Source organism: Brevibacillus sp. NPDC058079 (genome assembly GCF_042885155.1).
GTDB lineage: Bacteria > Bacillota > Bacilli > Brevibacillales > Brevibacillaceae > Brevibacillus.
This window is the reverse complement of record NZ_JBHVSO010000003.1, coordinates 306,187-331,967: the sequence shown is the minus strand read 5'-3', so window position 1 is coordinate 331,967 and position 25,781 is coordinate 306,187. Positions and strand designations below refer to the sequence as shown.

Genomic DNA, 25,781 nt, shown 5'->3' with positions numbered 1-25,781 from the left:
CATATGGAAAGCCTTCTACACAATCCATATTTTGCAACTGCAGCTTATTTTACTGTGTCTGGACTGGCGATGGTGTTATTCTTAGCCATTTTTGAACTAGTGACGCGTTATCGTGTTTGGGAAGAATTGAAGCGTGGGAACATGGCAGTAGCAATGGCAACAGGCGGGAAAATTTTTGGGATCGCGAACATTTTCCGCTATTCCATTCAGGCGCATTTGTCTTTGGGCGAAGCCTTGATTTGGGCGACATTCGGATTTTTCCTGTTGTTGTCTGCTTACTTCATTTTTGAATTCATGACCCCTACATTTAATGTCGATCAGGAAATTGCAAAAGATAACAGGGCCATTGGTTTTATTGCGATGGTCCTGTCCATCGGTTTTTCGTATATCATAGGGGCATCCTTGCCTCGTTAGACGGGTTGAACGATATTTCAAACGAGAGTATAATTTGATTTGGCGAAAGAGTACCAAACTATTCTGCCCAATCAAAGTCCTTTTTACGAAAAAGAGGACAAGCCAAGATTGTATGGGGGAGGAACAGCCTTGGAAACGTTGTACAAGGTCCTCATCGGATTGTGTGTGCTTTTTATCGCTGCAGGTGTTTACTACCTGTCCTAAAAAATGAGCAAGTTGGGCGCGTGACTACTACAGTCATACGGACCTTACTTAGAGAATGTGAAAGAGGAGATACGCAATGACTCAACCTGTACGCGTAGCTGTTGTGGGATTGGGGTTTGTAGGCCTGCCGTTGGCGCTTACCTATGCCATGAAAGGAGCAAACGTCATCGGTATTGACGTCTTACCGCATGTCGTCGATGAGATCAATGCGGCACATTCCCATCACCTGGAGTCCTATCAGGGAAAAACGTTGCCAGAGATCCTCAAAGAGCAGATTGAAGCAAAACGTTTCCGTGCAACGTCCTCCTATGAGGAAGCGGCTGCGGAAGTCCATAACTATATTGTAACAGTCGGATTGCCTGTTCATAACGGCGATCCAGATCTCGGACCGCTGAAAAGCTGTGCACAAGCGCTCGGTCGCGTACTGAAAAAAGGCGATACCATCATGATCCGCAGTACCGTCGTACCAGGAACGACAGAAGATGTGATTCTGCCGATTTTGGAGGAAACAAGCGGTCTTGTTGCTGGTGTCGATTTCTTCCTGACATACTGCTCGGAGCGAATTGCAGAGGGGCGTGCTTTTGAAGAGTTCATCCATATGCCGCTCGTTCTGGGTGGTATCAATGAACAAAGCGCTGAAAAAGGAAAAGAGTTGTTGTCCTTCATCAGCGAGACGGACATTACGATCACGGATATCCGCGTAGTTGAGACAGCAAAAGTCATCGAGAACATCCAGCGTGATGTGAACATTGCGATGGTACAGGAATTCGCTCGTTTCTCCGAGGCATTCGGCATCGATACGTTCGAGTTGATCAAGGTTGCCAATACGCACACGCGTGTAAACCTGTTATCGCCAGGACCGGGTGTAGGTGGCTTCTGCTTGCCAAATGCGCTGTACTACTTGCAGCCTAAGGCACGTGAATTGGAAGTAAACCTGCCGATTCTGCAACTGGCTCGCAACACGAATGATGCAGTACCAGAAGTGTTGATTGGCATGCTCGAGCAAGCCTTGAAGAATAATGGCAAGACATTGGTAGGAAGCCGCGTAGCTGTATTGGGGATGGCGATGAAAGACTTTTCCAATGACGACCGCGTAAGCCCTGTCCACGACCTGATCAAGGTGCTCATAGCAAAAGGAGTAGACGTTCGTTCCTACGATCCGGCTGTTCCGACTGTGTATGATCACAAGGTTGACAGTCTGGAGAAAGCAGTGAATGGAGCAGATGCGTTGTTCCTGACTGCTGTCCAAAAGGAATTTGCTGAGGCGGATTGGGTCAATGTCGCTGACAAGATGGCTGACGCGCCGATCCTCTTCGATACGAAGAACCGCATCCCGCGTGACCTTGTCAGCAAGGCGACTGTGGTGCGCATTTAATTCTTGAATAAGCTCCACTGATTCGTACGAGAAAACCTCTCTAAACGCGCGTAGAAGCGTTTGGAGAGGTTTTTTTTCATAAAGTAGTGAACCATATTGAACGAGAGAGCCAATACAAGGTGTATACAAATTCAGGGGGCCCTCCGATGAATGATCAAATGTTAGAACTGTGGCTGGACCGTTTGCTTGATGGAGACCAGGAAGCTTTTGAGGTGGTCTACAGCATGACGCGGACAAAAATTTACGGTACCGTAGCAGCCATGGTCACGAATAAAGAAGATGTTCATGATATTGTAAGCGAAATTTACTATCAGCTATGGAGATCACTGCCTGCCTATGATCGCAAGCGTCCGTTTCTTTTCTGGGTGAATGGGATTGTCATTAGACAGGTGAAAAACTGGCGTAGACAGATTTGGAGAAGATTCCGTCTGTTAGAACGAAAACAGAGCTTGGAAGAAGAGCAACATGTCGAAACTCCGGATGAGCCGATGCTTGCGATGGAGTCTGCTACAGAGATGCAGCAAGCAATCCAAAAGCTCCCGTTCAAGCTGCGCATCGTCGTGATTTATCGGTATTACTACGATTATACGTACGATCAGATTGCTGAACTGCTGCAAATACCAGTAGGGACAGCAAAATCGAGAAATCATCTGGCATTAAAGCGAATCCGAGAGTGGATTGACGTCGAATGGAATGAGGAGGAACTCCAAACATGTCTATCGAAAAAATCGTAAAACAGTCGATCACCAAACAAATTGACGAGACTAGGATCCCTGATGTAGTAGACCAACGAGTCAGGCAGTCCTTTCATCGCTATCACGAAAAAAAGGAGCCTGTAACGATGATGAAAAAAAGATTAGTTATGATGGGATTGGTTGCTGCTATTGTACTGCCGACTGGCGTATATGCGGCTTTAAATGGAACTTCATATTTTGCAGACAAACCAAAAGACTTGAACAGTTTGGTGGATGAAGGGGTTAAGCGAGCAGCGGCAGAAGGGCTGTCCATTCCGATCGATCAAAAAATAACCGATCAAGGATTTACCATTCATTTTACGGAAGTGTATGCGGAAGAATCCAAAGTTCTGCTGCACTATCGTATCGAACAACAAAACGGCGAACTGGTGCCTTTCGAGTTCGATACGACAGGATTAGATGTGGTAGGCGAACAAAATGGCAATCCCGTGTACCAGGATAAAGGCGTGGAAGGTACGAGTGTCCTAAACTTTATCGGGACCAGCAAAGAGGATCATTTGCCTTTCTACTTAACTGACGAGTCTGGTAAGGAAGTAGAGGTGGGAATAGCGGATCACGATAAGCCAGAGGGCGTTCTTGCCTTCCTTGCGAGTGGATTCAAGCTACCGCAGCCACTCACCTTGAATGTCGATGTGAACCGGATCGGCAAAACAGCGGGCAACTGGAAGGGACAAATCATTGTGGACCAGAGTAAAGCAGAAGAAGCAACAAAGGCTGCGAAATAGGAGAAAAAAACTAGACCACGTATAATAAGCCTCGTAAATGGCAATAGTAACCGAGGTAAGACAATATTTCAAATGTCATGTAAGGGTTACATGCTAGGAGGCAAAAATGGAACGTGGAAGAGTAAAGTGGTTCAACAGTGAAAAAGGTTTCGGTTTTATCGAGCGTGATGGTGGAGATGACGTATTCGTTCACTTCTCCGCTATTCAGGGCGAAGGATACAAATCCTTGGACGAAGGGCAAGAGGTGGAGTTTGACGTAGAAAACGGTCAACGCGGTCCTCAGGCGACGAACGTTCGGAGACTATAAAAGCTGAAACGACAAGCAGACTCAGGTGATGGGTCTGCTTTTTTAATTTGGTTGAAGTAGCTGCAGTGGAGGAAAGAAGCGCATTTCCAGTCTACGCTTCGGCCTACGCCCTGCTGAGCTAGGGTGGGCTCCAGAGGCGCTAGGACTGGAAATGCGCTTCTTTCTCAGTGGCTTCGTAAAACCAATTAAAAAATGGAAAAAAAGAAGAGAACGGAAGAACTGATTTCAGCCCTTCCGTTCCTCCCTTAGCTTTTTAAAAAAATTCAGCACCCGACGCCAGGTTCAGCATGGCGCGCATCGTTTTGTACATATCTTGCGGATTGGCTGCATTGTAATAAATCGTGTTTGTTGCTGTTTCATAGCGCGTGCCCGGGACAATTGCGGCCATCTCGGCTTGTCCTGCATGCGAGAATTCCATCGCCAGTTCTACAGGTACAGCTGTACGGAATGGCTGGATGTTGTTCCGGTTGCGCAAGGCATTGGCCGTCTTGCGCTTCAGTTCAGCGGTCGCTTCTTCACGCGAGAGACAGATAGCAGCTGTGCGGGATACAGCTTCTTTCACGATCGCTGTTTGAATGCCTGGAATCAGTTCCTGTGCTTCGACGGCGATGAGATTATCACCAGACACCATGACAACAGGAACGTTGTGCATGCCCGCAATTGCGGCGTTAAAGCCGAACTCACCGACGACCTGTCCGTTGATATACATATTGTGGACAACACCGGACATCGTATGACTGAGCACGCCAGGAATCCCTTGGCGGGTATGATAGCCGATAAACATCGCTGCATCAAAGCTCTCATCGAGTCCTTGCATCATGGATGAATCGCGTGGAGAACCTGCCAACAGTCTCGCTTTTGGATGGAGCTTTTCCCAGAGAATGTTGTTCATCGTGTTGTGACTGTCTGCTACAACAATTTCCGTTACGCCAGACTCAAGTGCAGCTTCAATAACCGCATTGGCATCGTCCGTCATAAACTGGCGGCCACGCTGATAGTTAACCCCCGAATCTGGGTTAATATAGCTCGTATCCACAATACCTGAAATACCTTCCATGTCTACCGAAAGAAATAATTTCATCTCATTTTCACCCTTTCTGTCTGGTGCAGCTTGTTATACAAAATAGTTCCAATTCATATGTAACCAGATTGATCATAAGTAGGCAACCATAAAAACAGATTCTTCAAACAAATCATATGAAAAAGCACGATGCCCGCTGTTCGCGTTTCACCGTGCTTTTCGTTACTTCAGTAACGTACGATATAGAGCAACAATTTGTTCGGTCATGAGTTGAATGGTAAAAGTGGATTCTACTTTGTTCAGCGCGTTTTGCACCATGGTCTCACGCAACTGTGGTGAAGTCCATAGCCGTTCCATTGCTTGCGCCAACAAAGCGGGATTTCCCGGTTCTACGATCAACCCCGTCTCGCCATCGAAAACAAACTCTTTCACACCGCCGACACTGCTTGCTACGACAGGAACCTCCGAAGCCATCGCCTCAATGATCGTATAACCTAGCCCTTCGTACAGAGAAGAGTGGACAAAACCATCTAAGGCATGCAAGCACGCAGGAATATCTTGCCGAAATCCAGCGAAGCGAACACGTGATTCCAGCCCCAGTTCTTTTACCTTGGCTTCGAGACCAGCACGTTCAGAGCCGTCTCCAATCAACACGAGATAAGGGGCCTCTTTCTTGTCCGTCATAAGCGTATGAAAAGCATCGAGCAGAATCGGGAGACCTTTTACGGGAACAAAGCGAGCTGCTGTCCCGAACAAAAAGGCGTCCTCTGGTATGTTCCATTCCGCACGCAGTCGATTGCGGTCATTCGCTCGTAAATGGTTTTGCCGATAAGGCTTCATGTCCATTCCATTATAAATCACGCTAATGTCAGCCGAACGAACACCCTGCCCCCGTAAAATATCGGCAATCGCACCACTGATCGCGATATAATGACGGTTCCAATGTCTCGTGCTCATTTCCATTATGCTGACAATGGCATAGGCCAAGGAGCTTGTATAATCATAACGGAGGGAGCTGTGAACAGTGGTCAGCAAAGGCATCTTCATACCGCGAGCAGCCAGTCGGGAAAAGAAATTGGCTTTAATCCCATGCGTATGGATGATCGCTGGTTGGAATGTGGAAAAGGCATTCCGCAGAGCCTGCAGCAATCGTAAGTCAAAACGTCCGAACTGATTCAGTGTAATGACTTGGATGCCTGATTCCCGCAATTTACTCGCGAATAGAGAATCATAGAAGCATACGACTGCGACATCTACTTCGTCGACAGGAAAAGTAGTGACCAAATTGAGAATATGTTGTTCAGCACCGCCAAATTCCCCCCCGCCAATCACGTGGAGGACTCGTAATTTGCTCATCTGAATTCACCCGAATCGTAATTAAAAAACCTCTTACCGAGGTATGTAAATGGAGGTACGACCGAATAGAGGCGGTGTACCAAAAAAATGAACGATCATTTATAAACAAAGCCATTTTCACTATAGCAGATGCCCGCTAGATTCGCAATAAGACAGCACTTATGGTATCGTTGATGATGGAAAATTGAAATGGAGAAGGACGGTTACGTAAATGAATACGCACAACGTGTTGATCATATGCTACATATTTCCTCCTATTGGTGGAGGCGGCGTGCCAAGACCGTTGAAAATGGCCAAATATTTGGGGGAGTTTGGCTGGAATGTCCATGTGCTGACAGTAGATCCTGCTTATCATGCGACGCTCGATCCATCCCTTTTGGCACAGCTGCCGAGTGATGTCACCATTCACCGTGCGAAGGAGTGGCAGTTGCTACCGAATCGAGGGGGACAAGCCGCATCAGCTAGTGCCAATACAACGTCCACACCATCGCAGCCTTCGTTCAAGGCGAAGGTAAAAAAACAGGTCGTCAATGTGCTGAAAAAAGTAAAGCCATTCTTGTTGATTCCAGACGACCAAATCCTATGGATGCCGAATGCGCTCAAACTGGGGCGGGAGATTATGCGCCGTGAAAAGATCGACGTGATTTTTTCCACATCGGGACCAGTAACGAACCATTTGGTTGCGAAAAAGCTTTCCCGTGAGTTTGGCTGCAAATGGGTAGCGGATTTCCGTGATCCGTGGACGCAAAATATGCACACCTCTGGCATCGAATGGCGAGAGCGCATGGAAGAGCGCATGGAGGAGGCGGTGATGTCCCAAGCGGATGCGATCACGACCGTTACCGCGACCTTCGCCTATAATTTTCGCGAGAAGCACCAGGACCGCATCAAGCGGATGGAGCTGATCTACAATGGGTTTGATCAGGCTGATTTTCAAGGTTTGGCTGCCAGCCATGCTGCTCCGAACAAATTTCATGCGGTGTACGCAGGTATTTTGTATCAAAAGCGCAACCCACGCCTTCTCCTGCAAGCCATCCGGGAACTCATCGATGAAAAAGCAATAGACCGAAATGATCTCTTGCTCAGCTTTGCCGGGGTGTTCGATTATCCGGGGTATTCCGAAAATCGCGACTGTGTAGAAGCATTGGGGCTGGGTGACATCGTTCGCGTACTGGGGAACCTGCCGCATAAAGAAGCGCTCGGACTGATGAAAGGTGCGAATGCCCTCTTGCTGATCGGGGATGTGTCCGCTGACGCCGGAGCGTATATTCCGGGCAAGCTCTACGAATACATGGGGATCGGCAACCCGATTCTTGCTCTGAACAAAAGAGGCGAAGCGACAGAGATTATTGAAGATTTCCGTCTCGGACAAGTAGCCGATCCAGAGCAAAAAGACGAGATCAAGCAAGCGTACTTGAAGTTGTATCAGGAGTGGAAAGCCCAAGGACAAACGGGTAGCGAGGAACGCGGAGCGGATTTTGCAGAGCGTGTGAAACCGTACGAACGCCGTGAACAGGCGAAGCAATTGGCGCAATTGATGAATGAATTGGTAAAGAAATAGGACAGCATAGCCCCGGAGCCAATGAAGGCTGCGGGGTTTCTTCATGACAAACATACTTTTTTCTGCTTCAAAATAAAAGGACCTGACGATGATCGCCAGGTCCTGATTCGTACCGATTAGTCTGCTACCACGCAAATGTAGCAGGCTTTTTTAGTACAGCAAATATTTTTCTACTTCTTCCGGTTCTTTGATGTGAATTCCACCAGTATCGTCGTATTTAAACAGGTTGAACATCACTTGTTGGTCCATCGTTCCGGCTTCAGGCAGCGGCAGAATGATCCACGTCTCGTACTGGTGGATCAGACGATCTTCCTTGCCGAACCAAAACGTTGTCTTGATCGTGGATTCCTTCAAGATGTAATCCAGATCAGGGCGTTCTCCCAGTTGCTTTTTCAATGGTTCAAACAGTGGGCTTTGGCTATTTTTCAGCCATTCTGCTCCTGTCATTTTCAATTGAAACGGAACGCTGACGACGCCAATTACTTTTTCCTCAGGTAATTGGACGGCCTGGTCCATGAAAGGCAGCCAGTCCTCGAAGCCTTTCAATACGTCGAAGGCAAGCGGCTCATCCGGAGCGGTTACAAACTGCTCGTTTGCCTTGATGTAGCGTTTGTCGTGAATCCGATAGTACGAATACGGTTGGGCTGCGATGCGTGCATCCACATTGTAGCCTTTCCCGTTGATGACAGCTCCATTGAACATGCTCGTTGTGGAGCGGGACAGGATCGTATTTTTTACATGACCTTTGTACCAATAGGTCTGTGCCACCTTATCCGTTTTCCCACGTTCGAGTGCCGTTTTCAGCCACTCCGCACCTGACTCGGTTTGGACGGTGGTCGTTTGATCTGGCTTCTGGTCAAAATTGGTGGTGGCAAAAGCCTTCGTCCCTGATTCATAGGTGCAGCCACCGAGCAGGGAGGCTGTGCAGATGGCAGCGAGCAGTGCCCATGCTTTCGTAGCTTTACGCATGGCGGAACCTCCTTACGACTCCGTATCCCAAGAGTCCCACGAATAGTGCGATTGTGAGTCCGAATACCGGAATGTTGTGCTGCTTGAACACGAGAATGCGATGTGTATTGTACATGTTCGCAACGATTTCGTTTTTCTTGTCGCCGTCGATATCTCCGATTTGGACATTGATCAGCGGCATGTAAATGCGCCAGTTTTGTTTCAGACCCTCTGGTGTGTAGTCATAGCCAGCCAAATAGCGAGAATCTGTGGTACTTACCCAGCTCTTTGCTTTGGCTACGATCTCAGGCTTTGCGTTGTTGCCGATGGTAGCGAAGTTAGAGAAGCGGAAGCTCTTGTCGCGATCTCCGCTAGCCCACAAAATCTCCCACGTGCCGTCTGGCTTTGGCTTCAAGATGTACGAAGGCTTTCCTGCAACGAGTAGTTCATCGACCTTGTCGTTGTCGATATCGGCAGGAATGAACTCGCCTGTTGCCAATTCAGCCTGTTTGCGTGTCAGTGTGTACGATTCTGTCAGTGTGCCATCGGGCTCGACAGACAGTACACTCAGGTGCTCGCCCATGACAACGAGTCCCTCGCGGCCATCTGGCAGCATCATGGTGGTCATCAGCTTGGTTGCTTTTGTCGTGCCGCCAAAAGGCTTGCCATCGTAGTTTCCTGTCAGCATACCATCCTTGATATGCAGATCCGTGTATTTCGAGCCGATGGTTTGACGCAGGTCCATACTGCCTTCGTTTTCCACCAGCAGGTTTGCGATATTTTCCATATCAAGCATAAACGCACGATATGGTGCCGTTCCGATTTGCATCATGCCTTCTGCATATGGTTGGCGTTGTACATTCGGTACCAACTGACCGTCTTTCATCGTGTAATACGGGAAGCCCGGGTAATCGGTCGGCAATTTTTCCTTGATGATCTCCAATGTATCTGCTGGGATCTGGTCATTCGGCATCCGCACCATTTGGCCGTCTTTCCAGGTCAGGACGTAAAGAGAAACAGGTTCCGCCTGCAAGTGGCGCAGCTTTTCCGCCATTGCTTTTTTCTCTTCTTCTGTCTCTGGCTTTTCAATTTCTTCAGGAAGTGGAAGCTCCTCGGCATTGCCGTACGTGATGATCTCCATGCTGCCATCGCCATTGACGTCATGCAGCGTAAGCGGGAAGTAATCCACCCAATCTCCGTTGTATAAACGCTCAGACTCGTATTTCACAGTGAAGTTGCTCAGTGCAGTCAGTGTATCTCTGTTGAACGTCACATTCGCCAAGAGGGCGATCAGAACTAACGAGCCGACTGCACGCCAGTTGAGGCGCCCATACCATTTCACGAGAAGGGCAATCACGATGACTGCGATTGCTCCACCGATCAACAGAGCAGCAGTCGTTTTCACATCGACGCGTGTCAGCGCACGATCCAAGAGCAAGAAGCCGATGGTAAACACAAGCACTTGACGACGTTCTGACGGATGGACCACGAAGTAGCAAAAAGCTAGCAGTGGCAGGAAAATGAGTACAGCAATCCATGTTAAATCAAGGAACGCTGGTTTCACGAGCAAATGGTAAATCAGAAACAGGGCAATGGCGTACAGCGCCCAGCTTATCGTTTCGAGAATAGGATTCCGGCGCATGCCCTCACCACCTTTTGTTTTGTGTCTGGTCGACGAATAATGCGCACAGGAAGCCGCCAAACAGCCAGAAATAGAGGGCCATGAACGGCACCTCGAAAATGTTTTCCACGAGGTTATGCGTTGCTATCGCGATTAATCCGCCCAGCAGTCCGAGAATCGCGAAAAAGTGCGGCGAGCCTTGGAGGTTGCGGATAAGTCCGGCGCCATACTTGAACATGGTGATCACGGTTCCGATTAACAGGATGATCCCGATCAGACCGTATTCCGCCAAGCTTTTGAAGAAATAACTATCTGAATAAATCGTTCCGAAATGGCGCGTAGCAACTGCACCGCCGTGATGACCGAGACCGACGCCAAACAATGGCTCAATGCGCATCTTGTCATAGGCTTCGCCCCAACGACCAATACGTCCGCCTTGGCTGCTAGATTCGAAGTATTCAGGTGTAAACAGCGTGAAAATGCGATCTTTTACTTTTCCGACAAGCGGAACAGAATCAGGAACGAAGAATAGGGCTACAATCCCGATAATTCCTGCGATCACCAAGTATCCTGCTACTCGTTTGTTCCATATGTAGAAGCAAACAAATGCAGCAAAGGCAAGGGCAAACCAAGAACCGCGGGAACTTGTTAACAGCATGGCGAGCAAAGTCGTCAGCGCAACGATGGCCCAAATCCATTTTTGCTTGCGATCCTTCGCTGTCATGAATAGACCAGCGGCAATCGGTGTAACCAACGCCATATAGCTGCCCAATACGTTCGGGCTTGTTACGAAGGAGAATGCACGCGTTGTAACTGCTTCCCCTTCCTGCACCCATGATTCAGGTGTTTTGACGCCTACGATGACTTGCAAGATACCATACAGTGCCGCTACGAAACCAACCAGCACAAGTCCCTTCATGAACTTGTCCAGGTCTTCCATCGACCTCAATAAATAGAAGCCCATGAAAAAGGCGAGGATGTACTGGTAGACGGAACGGAATCCTTCTACGCTCGCTTCCCAGTTCGCCATGTCTGTCACCATGATGGCAACTCCGAGGATGAAAAAGGCTCCAAGCCAATGTTTGATTCCAGGCATCGTCCGATTTGACTGTAAAAACGCAACGAATGTAAACAGCATCAGAACGATGAGCAGTCCTTCATCCCACAAAGAAGATATGACTGGAATCGGTAGAATCTGTCGCAAGACGTAATCGATTACTGGATAGGCCAACAGCAAATACAACCACGTAGATGATTGGCTTCCCCACTTCAACACGGTTTCTCTCATTTTTATTGTAGTCCTCCTACAGGTAGGGATTAACCTACCTATTATAATGAATCTGACAACCCAGTAGCAAGCCGGGGGGAAAGAGGTTGGTAGGAAAGGTAGAAATAAGATATGATAACTAGGTAGTTTGAGGGTTAGAACCAAGCCTGGAACGTAGGGTTTCGAATAGGGATAGGAGAAAAGTGGACATGAGTTTGTTAAAAATCGCTTCCATGATTGTCGTGCTGACTCTCGTTGGAAGGCTTCTAGGCTTTTTTCGCAGTGTGTATGTATCGAGCTTGTACGGTACGGGGATGGAGGCAGATGCGTTTAATATCGCGGCAACGATCCCGCTGACGCTGTTCTTGGTCATACCGGGAGCGGTCAATGCTGTACTGATTCCGACGATGCGCGGCATGATGGAAAAAGGAGAGCGGACGACTGAGTTGTATCAGAAGATGCTCACGATCATTTTGGGCGTATTCGTTGCTCTGTCTGTCTTAGGAGTGGTCTTTTCTTACCAGCTTGCTGCGATGTTCGGACTGACAGGTGAGAAGCTGGAACTCACGGCTAGCATGCTGCAATGGATGTGGCCATCAGCTATTTTCATCGGGTTAACAGGGCTGTGGTCGAGTATTTGCAATGCTCACCAGCATTTCTTTACACCGACGCTTGGAACGGTAGTCAATGGAGCTTTGGTGATTGTCAGCATGTATGTGCTCGTGCCGATGTATGGTCCCATTGGATTGGCGATGGCTACGACAATCGGTTACTTGGCTGCACTGTTGCCGATTCTCCCGACTTTGCGCGGATACGGCTATCAGCACCGCTTCTCTTTCGCTTGGCGTGAAGACGCTTCTCTCAAAGGCATGGGTGAGCGGGTTATTCCGATTTTGATTGGTGCGGTTGTAGCTCAGGCCACAACCTTTTTAGAGCGAGGCTTCGCAGAAGGTCTCGGAACGGGTGTCGTTTCCGCTCTCGCCAATGCGAACCAGATCATGCAATTGCCTCTGGCTATTTTTGTTGGGGCGTTTACGTTGCCGTTATTCCCACTGTTGGCAAGTCACGTCAAGCGGGGGGAAATGACAGAGATGAAGCAAATCTTGCAAAAGGGACTTGCCTATCTCCTCATTTTGCTGTTGCCCGTGACGGTCGGACTTGCGCTATACGCAGAGCCTATCATCCGACTAGCTTTTGAGCGCGGTGCGTTTGATGAGCGTTCTGTCGCTTTGACAGCGTGGGCACTGCCGTTTTACGGCGTGGGACTTTTCTTTTTAGCATCGAGAGACTTGTTGACTCGCGCCTTTTATGCACTGGAAAACACGAAGACACCCGTTATTATCGGGGCGATCGGGATCGGTGTGTATGCCCTTGCCAACTGGTTGCTTATTCCATTGCTTGGTCATGGCGGAATTGCCCTGGCTAATGCAGTTTCGGCTATCAGTCAAGCACTGCTGCTGTTTGTTTTGCTATGGAGGGTGGTAGGCAGTCCTGTACGGGCGAATTTCCTCATGACTGCCGGGAAAACCATTTTGGGCTGCGCAGTTATGGCCGGTGCTATTTTGCTCGTCGATCCATGGTTATCCGTATGGCCTGTCTGGTTGTACTTGCCGCTAGGAATTATTGGTGCGGCTCTTTTATATCTCGTGGTGCTCATTTTGGTTCGCGAGCCACTTGTATCAGAGCTGCTGCAAAAAGTACGCAAGCGGTCTACTCCAGCGGGAGGGCGCTCGTAAGCGGGAATTCCCGGATTGCATAACGAGTCTTACCCGAGCTTGCAGGGGGAATGGTCTCCACGTAAGTAACTTGGATGCTCACTTGACCTAACGCCGAGCGAATTCCTGCCAAAAGCTTGGCTTCATCGGCAGGTAAAAAACGTTCGGGCTCCTTTACCAGTCTCAGGCTCAGTCGCTCCGGCTCATGCTGAACGATCTGGAAGGTGCGGAAGCTATCCATATTGCGCACGATGTGATTGAAATAATGTCCGTGCACGTACCGTCCGTTTTGCGATAGGAACATGTCGTCTTCTCTGCCATCGATCGTAGCAAGCAGTGGAAAAGGGAGATTGCATGAGCAGGCTGAATCAGAAAGCGCGACGACATCTCCTAATTGGTAGCGCAGGCGAGGCATGACGGTATTGTGCAGGTCTGTGACAAGCAGTGCTCCTGGGTGCCCTTTGTAGACGGGAATATGCGTAATGGGATCGACTACCTCCAAATAACAGTTCCCTGAAAAGGCATGCATGCTCCCTGCCTTGCATTGATAGGCGATAATTCCGCCGTCACGGGCGCCGTATTCATTCACAACAGGCGCATCAAAAGCTTGGAAAATCGTTTGCCGTTGGTGTTCGTGCAGGCTTTCTGCTGTAGAGACCACGGCTTTGAGTGGGATTCCGAGTGTCAAGCCGCGTCGTAGCATCATCGTGGCGAGCGTATGAAGTGCGGAGGCGTAACCGTACAAATAGACTGGTTGGAAATTCCGGATGAGGCGCAGGTTTGCTTCTACATGTCTTTCGTCCAGTTCATAGGCAGAAATCATCATGCGGTTTTTCAACCAGCGCTCCTTCCAGCGATAGCGGCGAGCTTGCTGGGCGTTTAATTCGAGTGGCGAACCCCAAATCATCACACATGGGTCACCTATGCGAATGCCGTACCAGGATAGCCCCAACCAGCGCGCAGCTTCATATCGCTCGACAGTTGGACGATCGAGATAAAAATGGGTAGGCTCACCTGTGGAGCCTCCTGTACGATTTCCAATGAGCCCGCTTGTTTGTAGGCCTTGGCTCATATATTGATCAGCGTGTTGCCGAAAGTGTGCTTTGGTCAGAACAGGAATACGCTGCAAAAAACGTTCAGGCATCTCGCGCATTTTTCTCCAGTCTGGGGCGAAGGTAGTGTAGGCTGGTACGTTTTGTATCGCATGATCGAGTAGCTGCACCAGCTTTTCTCGCTGCTGCACGTTAAGTTCTTCGGCAGATAGATGCTGAGCTGCTTGCAATTCTTTCATGTAAGGACGGATGAGATTTCCTTTCAAAGCCTCCATTAACGGCCACTGTACATGGCGGATCAAAAATCCGGTTGTGGGCATAATATTCCCTCCTACTCACAGATCACACAGGCAGACCGCAAGCGGTCACATTCTGTCTAATGAAAAACGTCGACACGTTTTTCACAAAAATCAATGGAATCTGTTTTTCACCAGTATTCCTGCGAAATTCCATCGATATACCTGTTTGCTGGAAGAGGGAAATGATAGTAGGATAGAAAGTGGGTTCATGTCGATTGGTGCTGCCCCACGGGTATCCAGTCAAAGAGACGAATAAAGGAGTTACCCATGTTGAAAAAAAGTCATTTTCTCGCGGGAGCGTTGATCTTAGCCGTAGCGGGGATTTTGTCAAAAGTTATCGGGATGTTTTATCGGATTCCGCTTCAGGAGATAGTGGGCGACAGAGGTCTCGGACTCTATCAGGAAGTATATCCTCTCTACCTGACCTTTCTCATATTGGCGACAGCAGGTGTGCCAGTAGCATTGTCGAGGGTGATTGCAGAGGCATTGGCTGAAGGAAAACAAGGCTCTATTGGACAAATTTTGGCCCGTAGCATGGTCATGATGGGCGCCATCGGACTTGTCTTGTTTGCACTCCTGTACGTAAGCTCCCCACTGATCGCAAAGCTCATGGGGAATCCGCATTTGATTGAGCCAATTCGGGCGATTTCTATGTCGCTGCTGTTCGTTCCCTTGATTGCGGTTATTCGTGGCTTTTTCTACGGCCATCAAAAAATGTTGTTTGTCGGGCTCTCGCAAATCGTAGAGCAGACGTTGCGTGTCGTATTTATTTTGGTAGCTTCCCTGTATCTCGTGTCACTCGGTGAAGATACGGATACGGTGATTACCGGTGTCAACTTCGGTACGATGATCAGTACATTTTTAAGTCTCGGGTTTCTAGCGTTACTCATGTGGCTCCACAACCGGAAAAATTCCGTATTTAGTGGGGCAGAGTGGGGGCGCCTTAGTTGGTGGTATGATCGTGCTTTCTTCGCCTCGATGTGGCGAATTGCCTGGCCGATTTGTGTCAGCGCCTTGGTTATCCCGATTTTCAGCCTGACCGATTCCTTTCTGGCGATTAACATCTTCCGCTACATATGGAATGTGGACGGCTTGACGGCGGATACGTGGTTTGGCATTTACAGCAGGGGAGGACCTCTTCTGCAAATGGCGAGCTTGTTCGGTTCGTCGATTGCCCTCTCGATCGTGCCTGCTATTGCCGAAGCGATCAGACAAAAGGATCAGGAACGGATTACGACCTTGACCAAGCTCTCCCTGCGCTTTGCTTGGCTAATCGGTCTACCTGCAGGTCTTGGACTGACTGCTGTAGCTGAAGGGGCCAATCTGGCGTTGTATGGTGATATGGAAGGCACGCGTGCAATGGCGATTTTAGGCATCACGGCGATCCCGCTTTCCTTGTTGCTTGCTACAAACGGAATTTTGCAAGGGATCGGCAAAGAAAAAATCCCTGCGCGTCATCTGCTGTATGGTGTCATTGTAAAAGTACTGGCGACACTCGTGTTTACCTCGATGTTTGGTATGGACGGCTTGTCCCTGTCATGGCTGATTGCTACTGCATTTGTCTGCGTACTCAATATGCGCGTCATCAACCGTTACGTATCGATTCCGATAAACTGGCGCTTCGATACCATTTATCCGTTACTGGTGGCTAACCTCATGCTGATTCTGGCTTGGGGAGCGACTGAGGCAGTAGATTTCCTGTTCAGAGGAAGAGAACCAGTGCGTATTTTGGGAGCGATAGAGACCGTCGCTGGAGTCGGTGTAGGACTTGTTGTCTACTTGGGACTGCTTATCATCATTCCACTCATTGAGGATAAGGAACTGGACTGGCTACCAGGCGGAAACAAGCTGCGCGCCTTTATCCAATTCATTCGGAAGAAGCAGGCTTCCTCGTTAAAGTCTAATACGCATAATGATTGATCTAAACGAAAAACCCCTTTCTCCACAAACGGAGGAAGGGGTTTTATGTGATCTTGCTTATTTCGCTTTTTGATAAACACATACGACCATTTTTACGAAAAATTCACGGGTAGCAGGTAAGTTCGCCAAGGACTGCAACTGATTACGCAACGGAATCTCTCGCTGGTAAACCGCAGGCTGCACCACGCCTTGTTGAATTTTTCGAAACCGTTTGATCGTCATGCGATTGATGTACGAGATCGTATCTCTGCCATCAGGAAGCTTGTCGAAGCGAAAAGCAATCCGGTCAGAACCGTCTGGCAAGTCACGGACTAGCTTTTTATAGGCATCAATCAAGGTTTGGTCCGAGAAGAGAGCATGCACCCAAGGAATGCCGATCGCATCTGACAAATGGGCACCGTATGGATGATAATACGGCGGAAAATTGATGTAGAGATGCCCGCCAGGCTTCAATACCCGAAAGCATTCCTCCAGCGTCTTTTCCGGTTCGCCTACGTGTTCCATCGCGTCATTCATGATGATCGTATCGAAAGTGTTGTCTGGGAAGTCCATTCTCGCGGCATCACCAGTCATGAAGGAGACAAGATGATCCAGTCCTTTTTTCTTCGCGAATTCATTTCCTTCCTTCGCGTAGTGGGGGACGATGTCGATGCCGATCATTTTTTTAGGGCCATACGTGGCGTAGTAGGAGGTTTTTCCCCCACCGCCACAGCCGATGTCCAAAACCGTTTTGTCACGGAACATTTGCTCCTGTGAATGGAAGGGGAGGAAAAACTGAATAGTTTGATCCCCTTTTTGAAATTGCCATTCGGTATAGCTCATTTCCCCGTTGTTTGCCAGGTTGAAAGGGTGAACGGGGAGAGGAAATAATCGATTTAAACCAAGTAACACTTGTGAAGAAAAGGACATGATGTCCTCCTTTCCAGGTCAGCCTTATTTACGCAGCGCCTGTAGAACAAGTTCACTGCTTTTGGAAGCTTCGATTGCTAACAGATGGGAATGCTTTGTTACCACATCAATTTCGTGATCGAGGTTGTCCAGTTTTTCAGCGAGCAAGGTCAAAAGTGTAGTTTCATCGAGTTCAGTAATATGACCAGCATTGGGCATTCCAGCGCGTTCTACGAATCGATCAATTTTCGGATCGTAGGAGATGCCGATAAAAGGGATTCGCAGCATGCACGCAAGAATAAGCGAGTGAAGCCTCATACCAACGACGTAGTTGCATTGCTTCAGTACGGACATAATGTCATGAAAAGTTACAGGCGCATCGAGAAGACGTGCTCCTGGTTGGCTCATCTGGTCCATGATTTCCTGAGACGGTGCCAAATCGCTAGGGACATGCATCGGCAGGAAGAGAACATTCCATCCGCGCATGATAAACCAATCTGCTGCTCGGGCTATCTTCTGTTTGAAGTGCTGTTCCTGCTTCCAGTCCCGGACAGAGATGGCGACTAAAGGCTTGGAAGGATCATCAAACATACCGTGGAGCAGCTCTTTTCCCCGTTGATCTGCAATATCGTCTGGGGATATCGTCAGAGCAGGGTCAGCTGTAATATAGATAGGGGCTTTTTTTACGCCGCAGGCTTTGAAGTCCTCCCCTGATTCGTAGTCGCGAACCGTGATGATGTTGACGTGATTCACCACGCGTTTAATCATCGTGCGACTGAGCGATTGGAGGATGGGGCCAAATCCTTGTGCGTAAAAGACCACGGGTTTACCTAAAAGCTTGGCAATGGTGACGATGCCCAAATAGTAGAGGACACTGCGAGGACTAGTTACATCCTGCATCAGTGTACCGCCGCCCATCACCAGCATGTCACTTCGCGAAAGCTCGCGGACGATGGTTCCAAAGCTCCAGCGGTTATAGGCTTCAATCCCGAACAATTCCGCAGTCCGATCAGGCTGATTGGACAAGACGGCGAGAGAGATATTTGGTTGTTCCCGCTTAAGAGAGCTGATGATGCCGTACAGGACCACATCGTCTCCGGCATTATTAAAGCCGTAGTACCCGGAGATGAGAATTCGCGACATGGAGTGAACCTTCTTTCTATATCAAACGTACAGGAAAAATACATTCTCAAGTATAATCGAGTAAACAAGGGGAAGTAAAGCAACCACAGTAGAAAACTTCACGCCCCAATTGTTTGGACGGATACAGTGGGTGCAGCGCTGTTCGTAGGGTATAATGATGTTGTTCCGACTTACGAGAACATATAGAGGAAACCCATACCGAACATGCCGATGCCAAGAACAATGAGGGCAATCATGACGATGAATAGCCCCTTATTTTTGCGGCGACGGTAAAAAAATTCGTCAAACATGGTAAGCCTCCCTGCGGTTATGTTAGTCCATTCTACTATCATACCATGTTCTCTATCATCCTTGCCATCCACATATAAGTGAATAGATGTCCGCAAGAATAGGGGCGAATAACAGCAAAAGGGAAGGAGCATTTTTCATCATGGAAAGCATGTGGCTCAAATACACATTACTAGTGGAACCAGAGATTGAGGATTTATTTGTGGCAGAGGTTTTGACCAGCTCCTACACGCTTGGCTGGATCGAACCGCAAATCGAAGTACTGACAACGGAAAACGGATATGATTACGCAGAAAATACGGAAGGTCCACTTGTTGGCTATTTGTTTGAACCCCAGAACGATCTTGAAGAGGAGCATGTAGCTCGCCTGAAGACCTACATTCAACGCTGGAATGGACAAGTCACCATAAAAGAAGTAGAACTCGTAGCTGAAGAAAATGAATCGTGGAAAGATGAGTTCCGGGAAGTCAAGATAGGAGACTGGTGGGTGGCACCAACGTGGACGGACCCCGCAGCGCTGGAGTCAGCTCGGCATATCCTATGGATCGATCCAGGTGCAGCCTTCGGAACTGGCTATCATGGAACGACGCAGGACATTCTTTTGTTTTTGCAAGAAATGGATCTGGAGGGTAAGCAAGTCATTGATATAGGAGCTGGCTCAGGAATTCTCTCTTTGTACTGCGCTTTGAATGGAACGAAGCATCCTGTATGGGCCGTTGATATTAATCCACAAAGCGAGTATCAGATTCTCGTCAATGCGACGAATAACCACCTTCCTGACCACGCTGTACAAGTCGTGATTGGAGATGCGAGCGAGGACGCAGTGAAATCCCAATTGCCTGACCAAGCTGATGTCATTCTGGTCAACATCGGAGGCGATGAAAATGTCGCGATGCTTCCGATGATTACGGAACGAATGGCACCTGGAGGAACTTTGATTCTCTCCGGAATTGTCGAATGGAATCGGGAAGCTGTCATCGCCACATTTGAACAGGCAGGCTTCCAAGTAGAGAAAGAAAGTCAACAAGACGAATGGGTCACCGTTGTATTGAAAAACATCGCTTAGAACCGTCCTGTAACTTCCGTGTGAGACAATAAAGAAAAAGGTTACTCAATGGAGGGGAAAACCAATGGAGCAGGTTGTCATTGCTGCTGCCGGACGTACGCCAATCGGTACGTTTGGTGGTGTCCTGAAAGATGTAAGCGCTCGCAAGCTGGCAGAAACCGTCATTCGTGGTGTCATGGCTCGATCTGGCCTGGAAGCTTCTCAAATCGATGAAGTCATTTTAGGAAATTGCATTCAACGTACAGACGAGCCGAACATAGCGCGAGTGGCAGCATTGGATGCAGGATTGGGGAAAGAAGTGACGGGCTTCACGATTCAACGTCAATGTGCGTCCGGCATGCAAGCGATTGCGAGCGGCGCTTCCCAAATCCTTTTAGGCGACAGTGAAATCGTCTTGGCAGGCGGCGTAGAGAGCATGAGCAACGCCCCGTATGTCCTGAAAAATGCGCGCTGGGGCAAACGATTAACACATGGGGAAATGACCGATGCGATGTGGGAGTTGTTAACAGACCCCCACCATCAAATCCTGATGGGCGAGACGGCAGAACGTCTGGTCGATCGTTATGGGATCACGCGCGAGGAGTCAGATGAGATTGCCTTGCGCAGTCAGCAAAACGCAATCCGCGCCATAGACAGCGGTATGTTTGCCGAAGAAATTATCGGGGTCCCAATTAAAAAGCGCTCCGAAGAAATCGTCGTAACGGAAGACGAATTCCCTCGCAGGGGAGTGACCTTGGAAAGTCTCGCGAAGCTAAGACCCAGTTTTCGTGACAATGGTACAGTGACGCCAGGCAATGCCTCCGGGCTCAACGACGGAGCGTCCGCAGCCGTTTTGATGAAAGAAGGAAAAGCGAGAGAGCTCGGTATCGAACCACTCGGCAGAATTGTCTCGTGGGCGGTAGCGGGGGTAGAGCCTGATTTGATGGGATATGGACCCGTTCCAGCAGTGAAGCGTGCATTGGCAAAAGCCGGTTTGACGCTCGCGGATATCGAACTGATCGAAGTAAACGAAGCCTTTGCCGCGCAATACCTCGCCGTGGAAAAACTGCTAGAGCTACAGCGGGAAATAACGAATGTGAACGGAAGCGGCATCGCGCTAGGTCACCCTGTCGGTTCTACTGGCTGCCGAATTGTCGTAACCTTGCTGCACGAAATGAAGCGGCGACAGTTGAAACGAGGCTTGGCTGCCCTTTGTGTTGGCGGCGGGATGGGTATGGCGATGGTTGTCGAACGCACATAGGTTTAAACGAGGTCTCCCCTGTTAAAAATGGAAGCAAAGGGGGAGGCTTTGTCATGTTTATATGGTCATTTTTCAAGCGACATGGAAAACAGATTGCGTTTCATACCTTATCCTGTTTGGCGATCGGGGCGTTGCTGCTGGTTGCCTACAGTGCCTATCAATATAAGCAAATGACAAATCAGTGGTATGCTCCGATTGATGGAGCCAAAGGGAGCGCAAAACAGGCAGCTGTTTCCCTTCCTCCACGTGATCTTTTGACAGGAACAGAACCATTGAAGCCTTTCGTCGCCCTACTTCTTGGTGTGGATAGTCGAGACGGGGAAAGTGCACGTTCAGATACAATGATGCTTGCGGCGATTCATCCCGGGAAGCAATCCGTCTACCTTTTGGCGATTCCGCGTGACAGCTACATGGAGCTCCCGGGAAAAGGATACGACAAGGTGAACCATGCGATGGCTTTTGGTGGTCCAAAGATGGTGAAAGAATCGCTGGAAAAATTTTTACAACTAAAAATTGATCGGTATATCTCCGTAGATTTCGATGGCTTCCGTCAAATTGTGGACGAGCTGGGAGGTGTCACTGTCGATGTGAAGAAACGAATGAAGTACAGCGATCCGAGCGACGACACGTACATCGACATTCAACCAGGGCAGCAGACTTTATCAGGTGAGCAGGCATTGGATTACGCCCGTTATCGCAAAAGTGATCTCGGCAAGGAAGACAGTGATTACATGCGGATTGACCGACAGCAGGAGATTCTCAAAGCGTTGGCTTCTAAAGGCACCTCGCTCCAAGTGTATACCAAGGCGTTTTCACTCATGGAAATACTGGGTCAGCATGTGAAAACGGACCTCACGGAGCAGGAAATCGCCTCTCTGTTATTGTCCTATGGCGATGGCACTCCGAACTCCATTCAAGCTGATACATTGGTCGGGCAGGATGAGCGCATTTGGCATAATGGCATCGTTGGCTGGTATCATCTCGTCCCCACAGCTGAACGGGAAAGAGCACGCCAGCAAATTATCAAGGAAGTAACACGGTAAGACATATAGAGCATAAGGGCAGAGGACACGGCTTTCATCAAGGGCTGCGTCCTTTTTTTCGTCGAATGGTCTTGTCCCAGATGGAAAGTACATGATTTTAGTTGGAAAATTGAATATGTTTCGAATACAATAGTCATTAGGAAGAGATTATGAATGTAGATCATAGGGAGAGGCAAGGCCATTTAAGGGATGGAGGGAATGACCATGTCAAATGCCAAGCCTTGGATTGCCAATTACCCGCCCGAAACTGCGCCGTCATTGGATTACCCCCGTGTTCCTTTGACGCATTTTCTGGAGCAGTCTGCAGCTATGTATCCAGACAGTAACGCGATCTATTTCATGGGAAAAAGCATTACGTATCGAGAGCTTTTGCAGTTGTCATACCAATTTGCCAATGCATTGATCAAGCGCGGTGTAAAGAAAGGCGACCGCGTGGCGATTATGCTGCCAAATACTCCTCAAGCCGTCATCAGCTACTACGGAGCGCTTTTTGCAGGCGCGATCGTGGTCATGACCAACCCGCTGTATACCGAGCGAGAATTGATTCACCAAATGAACGATTCAGGCGCCGAGACCATCATCACACTGGATTTGTTGTACAAACGTGTTACCCAAGTCCGTGCATCTACCTCACTTCAACGAATCATCATCACAAGCATTGGCGATTTCCTTCCCTTATTGAAAAAATGGCTATATCCGTTCGTGCAGAAGAAACAAGGACAAAATCCGCAGGTTACATACAGCGCAGATATTGAGCCTTTTCTTTCTGTATTAAAAGAAAGCGCTACCAAGCCTGTTGAAGTACCAGTCGATCCGACCCAGGACATCGCACTCCTCCAGTATACAGGGGGGACAACAGGTGTTGCCAAAGGCGTCATGCTGACGCACGCCAACCTCATTGCGAATGCAGTCCAGTGCCAAGCGGTCCTTTACAAGCTAAAAAAGGGACAGGAACGGATTCTGTGTGTGCTCCCACTGTTCCACGTGTATGGGATGACTACCGTGATGAACAAAGGCATTTGTATCGCAGCAGAAATTATTCTCGTTCCCAAATTCGACGTGAAACAAATATTTGAAATGATTGATAAACGGAAGCCTACGCTTTTCCCAGGGGCACCCACCATGTATATCGGTCTCATCAACCACCCGGACTTGAAGAAGCATGATCTTTCTTCCATCGACGCATGTGTCAGTGGATCAGCCCCGTTGCCGATCGAAGTCAAGCTCAAATTTGAGGAGTTGACGGGCGGCAAGCTGGTCGAGGGTTACGGGATGACGGAGGCTTCTCCTGTAACACATTCTAATCCCATTTGGGAAAAAGGCATTACCGGAAGCATCGGAATGCCATGGCCAGATACGGATTGCCGAATTGTAGATACGGCAACAGGAGAAGCGATGCCCCAAGGCGAGGTCGGGGAGTTGGCCGTAAAAGGACCCCAAGTCATGCTCGGCTATTGGAATCGCCCAGAAGATACTGCTGCCGTATTGAAGGATGGCTGGTTTTTGACGGGAGATATGGGCTATATGGACGAAAACGGCTATTTCTATATCGTAGATCGCAAAAAAGACATGATAATTGCCGGTGGCTTCAATATTTATCCGCGCGAAGTAGAAGAAGTTCTGTTTGAGCATCCCGCCATCCAGGAGGCAGCAGTCATCGGTGTCCCAGATCCGTACCGGGGCGAAACAGTCAAAGCATACGTCGTATTCAAGGATGGACAGCTCGCGAGTGAAGAGGATCTGGAAGCGCATTGCAGACAGAGACTTGCCGCCTATAAGATTCCGAGACAATACGAGATTCGTACAGATTTGCCTAAAACCATGGTCGGAAAAGTATTACGTCGTCAATTACAAGAAGAAGACAAGAAGAAAAGAGAAGCCCAGGAAGAAATCAAAACGAGCTAGTAGCTGATGTTTTGAGGCTTGCGATCCCAGGCGGAAAGCGGCCTTTTTTGCTGACCTCTTGCGATTGACAGAGGAGTGGCCCTGTATTACACTAATTATGAATGAGTGATCATTCATTTCATCATCAATGTTAGTAAACATGGAGGTAGTTATGGCAAAGAAAACGGGGGAAAAGTATCAAGCCATTATTGATGCTGCTGTTCGAGTAATCGCCAAACAGGGCTATTACAGTGCCCAGGTATCGAAAATTGCGAAAGAGGCGAAGGTAGCAGACGGCACCATATACCTCTATTTTGAAAACAAGGATGATATTTTGATTTCACTGTTTAACGAAAAGATGGGCCTGTTTGTGGAGACAAACCGCAAACGCATTTCGGAAGCGACGACCATTGAGCAAAAGCTGTATGTACTCATTCATGCACACTTGAGCCAGCTATCCATGGACCATGATCTGGCGAAAGTGACGCAAATCGAGCTACGCCAATCCAGTCCGATCATTAGTGAAGGAATCGGCAACGTGATGAAGCAGTATTTCAACCTCATTGACGAAGTGATCGTAGAGGGTATGGAACAGGGCGTATTCCGATCCGATCTTGAGGTGCGGATTACGCGAAAAATGATTTTTGGAACGCTGGACGAAGTGACGACATCTTGGGTGATGAAACAGTGCAAGTACGACCTTGTCTCTTATGTTGATTCCATTCATAACCTCTTCCTGCTTGGTATGAAGGGAAAAGAATGAAAAGAAAAGCTTTTTTTGCATGAAAACGTTTGTTACAATGGAAACAGTAAGACTGAGCGATCGCTCGGATTAAAAAGTAGCTGTTTTTATATATGGGGAGAGTTTGGGGGGAGAGGAATGGCGTCGCATTGGAATGTAGAAATCGTTGATCGCGTTGCTACGGTTACGATTAGCAACCCGCCTGCTAACGCACTCAGTCAAGCAGTACTCGGTCAATTGAGTGAACTTTTGGACCAGTGGGAAAATAACGATGAAATCAAAGCAATCGTTTTGACTGGCGAAGGTCGGTTTTTCATTGCAGGAGCGGACATCAAAGAATTTACCCAACTGAATCGGGATAATGCGGAAGAACTGGCGAAGAAGGGTCAAGCATTGTTCAATCGCTTGGAAACGTTCCCGAAGCCAATCGTTGCAGCAATTAACGGTGCTTGCCTTGGGGGAGGATTGGAGCTTGCGTTGGCATGCCATATCCGCTTTGCAGCACCTGAAGCCAAACTCGGGCTGCCTGAGTTGAATCTCGGACTCATTCCTGGCTACGGTGGTACGCAACGTCTACCACGTCTGGTTGGTCGTGGCAAAGCGACACAAATGATTCTTACATCTGAGATGATCGGTGGCGAGGAAGCTCTGCGTATCGGTCTTGTGGAAGCGGTTTATCCCGTAGAGCAGTTGCTTGCAGAAGCGCAAAAGCTGGCGGCTGTTTTCGCAAGTAAGAGCGCGATTACCCTGAAGCTTGCCCTAGCGTCCATCCATAACACAACGGAGCTTTCGTTGTCACAAGGCTTGGAGCAAGAAGCAAAGCTATTTGGCGATGCATTTGCGACGGAGGACGTAAAAGAAGGCGTGACTGCTTTTCTCGAGAAGCGCAAGCCGCAATTCGCAGATCGGTAGTTAAGCATATAGCTTCACAAGTATGAGGTACCACT

Annotated in this window: 22 protein-coding genes; 14 read left to right on the top strand and 8 right to left on the bottom strand. The window is 48.7% G+C overall.

Annotation, left to right across the window (positions count from 1 at the left end):
- The first annotated feature begins 3 nt into the window (after positions 1 to 3).
- From ACFVS2_RS11720 to ACFVS2_RS11700, 5 genes are all read left to right on the top strand, one after another.
- Positions 4 to 414, top strand: coding sequence for a DUF350 domain-containing protein (locus ACFVS2_RS11720; protein ID WP_007728502.1), 411 nt, complete (start codon positions 4 to 6; stop codon positions 412 to 414).
- A 280-nt stretch (positions 415 to 694) separates the two neighbouring features.
- The gene (locus ACFVS2_RS11715; RefSeq protein ID WP_390233967.1) at positions 695 to 1,993 is read left to right on the top strand and encodes a nucleotide sugar dehydrogenase; all 1,299 of its coding nucleotides are present in this window, start codon (positions 695 to 697) and stop codon (positions 1,991 to 1,993) included.
- A gap of 146 nt (positions 1,994 to 2,139) precedes the next feature.
- On the top strand, positions 2,140 to 2,727 hold the full coding sequence (locus tag ACFVS2_RS11710; protein ID WP_390233964.1) for a sigma-70 family RNA polymerase sigma factor: 588 nt from the start codon (positions 2,140 to 2,142) through the stop codon (positions 2,725 to 2,727).
- On the top strand, positions 2,706 to 3,473 hold the full coding sequence (locus ACFVS2_RS11705; RefSeq protein ID WP_390233962.1) for a DUF4179 domain-containing protein: 768 nt from the start codon (positions 2,706 to 2,708) through the stop codon (positions 3,471 to 3,473). Before ACFVS2_RS11710 ends, ACFVS2_RS11705 begins: the two co-directional genes overlap by 22 nt.
- A gap of 106 nt (positions 3,474 to 3,579) precedes the next feature.
- Positions 3,580 to 3,780, top strand: coding sequence for a cold-shock protein (locus tag ACFVS2_RS11700; protein WP_007728493.1), 201 nt, complete (start codon positions 3,580 to 3,582; stop codon positions 3,778 to 3,780).
- A 253-nt stretch (positions 3,781 to 4,033) separates the two neighbouring features.
- Here the strand turns inward: ACFVS2_RS11700 and ACFVS2_RS11695 are convergent, their stop codons facing one another.
- Both ACFVS2_RS11695 and ACFVS2_RS11690 read right to left on the bottom strand, forming a co-directional pair.
- Positions 4,034 to 4,861 (bottom strand): M55 family metallopeptidase, encoded by an 828-nt coding sequence (locus ACFVS2_RS11695; RefSeq protein WP_173619089.1) that lies wholly within the window; start codon positions 4,859 to 4,861, stop codon positions 4,034 to 4,036.
- 162 nt (positions 4,862 to 5,023) lie between these two features.
- Entirely contained in the window at positions 5,024 to 6,157 is a 1,134-nt protein-coding gene (locus ACFVS2_RS11690; protein ID WP_390233960.1) for a glycosyltransferase, read from the bottom strand.
- Between the two features lie 211 nt (positions 6,158 to 6,368).
- On the opposite strand from ACFVS2_RS11690, the gene ACFVS2_RS11685 reads away from it, so the two are divergent.
- Entirely contained in the window at positions 6,369 to 7,718 is a 1,350-nt protein-coding gene (locus tag ACFVS2_RS11685) for a glycosyltransferase family 4 protein (RefSeq protein ID WP_390233957.1), read from the top strand.
- 150 nt (positions 7,719 to 7,868) lie between these two features.
- On the opposite strand, the gene ACFVS2_RS11680 is transcribed toward ACFVS2_RS11685, so the two are convergent.
- The 3 genes from ACFVS2_RS11680 to ACFVS2_RS11670 are packed head-to-tail and all read right to left on the bottom strand — an operon-like array spanning position 7,869 to position 11,575.
- Positions 7,869 to 8,687, bottom strand: a complete 819-nt coding sequence (locus tag ACFVS2_RS11680; RefSeq protein WP_390233955.1) for a hypothetical protein — start codon at positions 8,685 to 8,687, stop codon at positions 7,869 to 7,871.
- A complete protein-coding gene (locus tag ACFVS2_RS11675; protein WP_390233952.1) occupies positions 8,680 to 10,308 on the bottom strand; it encodes a hypothetical protein in 1,629 nt (542 codons plus the stop codon). The genes ACFVS2_RS11680 and ACFVS2_RS11675 overlap by 8 nt, the downstream gene beginning before the upstream one ends.
- Before the next feature lie 4 nt (positions 10,309 to 10,312).
- On the bottom strand, positions 10,313 to 11,575 hold the full coding sequence (locus ACFVS2_RS11670) for an O-antigen ligase family protein (protein ID WP_390233950.1): 1,263 nt from the start codon (positions 11,573 to 11,575) through the stop codon (positions 10,313 to 10,315).
- Positions 11,576 to 11,763: 188 nt separating this feature from the next.
- Between ACFVS2_RS11670 and murJ the strand changes: the two genes are divergently transcribed.
- Entirely contained in the window at positions 11,764 to 13,290 is a 1,527-nt protein-coding gene (gene murJ / locus ACFVS2_RS11665; protein WP_390233948.1) for a murein biosynthesis integral membrane protein MurJ, read from the top strand.
- On the opposite strand, the gene ACFVS2_RS11660 is transcribed toward murJ, so the two are convergent.
- Positions 13,265 to 14,641 (bottom strand): phenylacetate--CoA ligase family protein, encoded by a 1,377-nt coding sequence (locus ACFVS2_RS11660; RefSeq protein ID WP_390233946.1) that lies wholly within the window; start codon positions 14,639 to 14,641, stop codon positions 13,265 to 13,267. The two genes, murJ and ACFVS2_RS11660, sit on opposite strands and share 26 nt — an antisense overlap.
- A 246-nt stretch (positions 14,642 to 14,887) precedes the next feature.
- Here ACFVS2_RS11660 and ACFVS2_RS11655 point away from each other — a divergent pair, with 246 nt between their 5' ends.
- Positions 14,888 to 16,540 carry a putative polysaccharide biosynthesis protein gene (locus ACFVS2_RS11655; RefSeq protein WP_173619081.1) on the top strand — a complete coding sequence of 551 codons (1,653 nt, stop codon included), beginning with the start codon at positions 14,888 to 14,890 and terminating at the stop codon, positions 16,538 to 16,540.
- Between the two features lie 57 nt (positions 16,541 to 16,597).
- On the opposite strand, the gene ACFVS2_RS11650 is transcribed toward ACFVS2_RS11655, so the two are convergent.
- A complete protein-coding gene (locus ACFVS2_RS11650; protein ID WP_390233943.1) occupies positions 16,598 to 17,449 on the bottom strand; it encodes a class I SAM-dependent methyltransferase in 852 nt (283 codons plus the stop codon).
- Between the two features lie 24 nt (positions 17,450 to 17,473).
- Complete coding sequence (csaB, locus tag ACFVS2_RS11645) at positions 17,474 to 18,571, bottom strand: polysaccharide pyruvyl transferase CsaB (RefSeq protein WP_173619079.1); 1,098 nt, start codon at positions 18,569 to 18,571, stop codon at positions 17,474 to 17,476.
- Positions 18,572 to 19,001: 430 nt separating this feature from the next.
- Between csaB and ACFVS2_RS11640 the strand changes: the two genes are divergently transcribed.
- From ACFVS2_RS11640 to ACFVS2_RS11615, 6 genes are all read left to right on the top strand, one after another.
- Positions 19,002 to 19,925 carry a 50S ribosomal protein L11 methyltransferase gene (locus ACFVS2_RS11640; RefSeq protein ID WP_173619078.1) on the top strand — a complete coding sequence of 308 codons (924 nt, stop codon included), beginning with the start codon at positions 19,002 to 19,004 and terminating at the stop codon, positions 19,923 to 19,925.
- A gap of 64 nt (positions 19,926 to 19,989) precedes the next feature.
- Positions 19,990 to 21,165 carry an acetyl-CoA C-acetyltransferase gene (locus ACFVS2_RS11635; RefSeq protein ID WP_390233939.1) on the top strand — a complete coding sequence of 392 codons (1,176 nt, stop codon included), beginning with the start codon at positions 19,990 to 19,992 and terminating at the stop codon, positions 21,163 to 21,165.
- Positions 21,166 to 21,218: 53 nt separating this feature from the next.
- On the top strand, positions 21,219 to 22,208 hold the full coding sequence (locus ACFVS2_RS11630; RefSeq protein ID WP_390233936.1) for an LCP family protein: 990 nt from the start codon (positions 21,219 to 21,221) through the stop codon (positions 22,206 to 22,208).
- Between the two features lie 204 nt (positions 22,209 to 22,412).
- Entirely contained in the window at positions 22,413 to 24,113 is a 1,701-nt protein-coding gene (locus ACFVS2_RS11625) for an AMP-binding protein (protein ID WP_390233934.1), read from the top strand.
- A gap of 151 nt (positions 24,114 to 24,264) precedes the next feature.
- Positions 24,265 to 24,855, top strand: a complete 591-nt coding sequence (locus ACFVS2_RS11620) for a fatty acid metabolism transcriptional regulator FadR (protein ID WP_173619074.1) — start codon at positions 24,265 to 24,267, stop codon at positions 24,853 to 24,855.
- A gap of 117 nt (positions 24,856 to 24,972) precedes the next feature.
- Positions 24,973 to 25,746 carry an enoyl-CoA hydratase gene (locus tag ACFVS2_RS11615; protein WP_173619073.1) on the top strand — a complete coding sequence of 258 codons (774 nt, stop codon included), beginning with the start codon at positions 24,973 to 24,975 and terminating at the stop codon, positions 25,744 to 25,746.
- Positions 25,747 to 25,781 lie beyond the last annotated feature (35 nt).

Excerpts from the sequence above, each read along its gene's own strand:
- ACFVS2_RS11720 (WP_007728502.1), top strand. The coding sequence starts at position 4 with ATGGAAAGCCTTCTACACAATCCATATTTTGCAACTGCAGCTTATTTT.
- ACFVS2_RS11715 (WP_390233967.1), top strand. The coding sequence starts at position 695 with ATGACTCAACCTGTACGCGTAGCTGTTGTGGGATTGGGGTTTGTAGGC.
- ACFVS2_RS11710 (WP_390233964.1), top strand. The coding sequence starts at position 2,140 with ATGAATGATCAAATGTTAGAACTGTGGCTGGACCGTTTGCTTGATGGA.
- ACFVS2_RS11705 (WP_390233962.1), top strand. The coding sequence starts at position 2,706 with ATGTCTATCGAAAAAATCGTAAAACAGTCGATCACCAAACAAATTGAC.
- ACFVS2_RS11700 (WP_007728493.1), top strand. The coding sequence starts at position 3,580 with ATGGAACGTGGAAGAGTAAAGTGGTTCAACAGTGAAAAAGGTTTCGGT.
- ACFVS2_RS11695 (WP_173619089.1), bottom strand. The coding sequence starts at position 4,861 with ATGAAATTATTTCTTTCGGTAGACATGGAAGGTATTTCAGGTATTGTG.
- ACFVS2_RS11690 (WP_390233960.1), bottom strand. The coding sequence starts at position 6,157 with ATGAGCAAATTACGAGTCCTCCACGTGATTGGCGGGGGGGAATTTGGC.
- ACFVS2_RS11685 (WP_390233957.1), top strand. The coding sequence starts at position 6,369 with ATGAATACGCACAACGTGTTGATCATATGCTACATATTTCCTCCTATT.
- ACFVS2_RS11680 (WP_390233955.1), bottom strand. The coding sequence starts at position 8,687 with ATGCGTAAAGCTACGAAAGCATGGGCACTGCTCGCTGCCATCTGCACA.
- ACFVS2_RS11675 (WP_390233952.1), bottom strand. The coding sequence starts at position 10,308 with ATGCGCCGGAATCCTATTCTCGAAACGATAAGCTGGGCGCTGTACGCC.
- ACFVS2_RS11670 (WP_390233950.1), bottom strand. The coding sequence starts at position 11,575 with ATGAGAGAAACCGTGTTGAAGTGGGGAAGCCAATCATCTACGTGGTTG.
- murJ (WP_390233948.1), top strand. The coding sequence starts at position 11,764 with ATGAGTTTGTTAAAAATCGCTTCCATGATTGTCGTGCTGACTCTCGTT.
- ACFVS2_RS11660 (WP_390233946.1), bottom strand. The coding sequence starts at position 14,641 with ATGCCCACAACCGGATTTTTGATCCGCCATGTACAGTGGCCGTTAATG.
- ACFVS2_RS11655 (WP_173619081.1), top strand. The coding sequence starts at position 14,888 with ATGTTGAAAAAAAGTCATTTTCTCGCGGGAGCGTTGATCTTAGCCGTA.
- ACFVS2_RS11650 (WP_390233943.1), bottom strand. The coding sequence starts at position 17,449 with ATGTCCTTTTCTTCACAAGTGTTACTTGGTTTAAATCGATTATTTCCT.
- csaB (WP_173619079.1), bottom strand. The coding sequence starts at position 18,571 with ATGTCGCGAATTCTCATCTCCGGGTACTACGGCTTTAATAATGCCGGA.
- ACFVS2_RS11640 (WP_173619078.1), top strand. The coding sequence starts at position 19,002 with ATGGAAAGCATGTGGCTCAAATACACATTACTAGTGGAACCAGAGATT.
- ACFVS2_RS11635 (WP_390233939.1), top strand. The coding sequence starts at position 19,990 with ATGGAGCAGGTTGTCATTGCTGCTGCCGGACGTACGCCAATCGGTACG.
- ACFVS2_RS11630 (WP_390233936.1), top strand. The coding sequence starts at position 21,219 with ATGTTTATATGGTCATTTTTCAAGCGACATGGAAAACAGATTGCGTTT.
- ACFVS2_RS11625 (WP_390233934.1), top strand. The coding sequence starts at position 22,413 with ATGTCAAATGCCAAGCCTTGGATTGCCAATTACCCGCCCGAAACTGCG.
- ACFVS2_RS11620 (WP_173619074.1), top strand. The coding sequence starts at position 24,265 with ATGGCAAAGAAAACGGGGGAAAAGTATCAAGCCATTATTGATGCTGCT.
- ACFVS2_RS11615 (WP_173619073.1), top strand. The coding sequence starts at position 24,973 with ATGGCGTCGCATTGGAATGTAGAAATCGTTGATCGCGTTGCTACGGTT.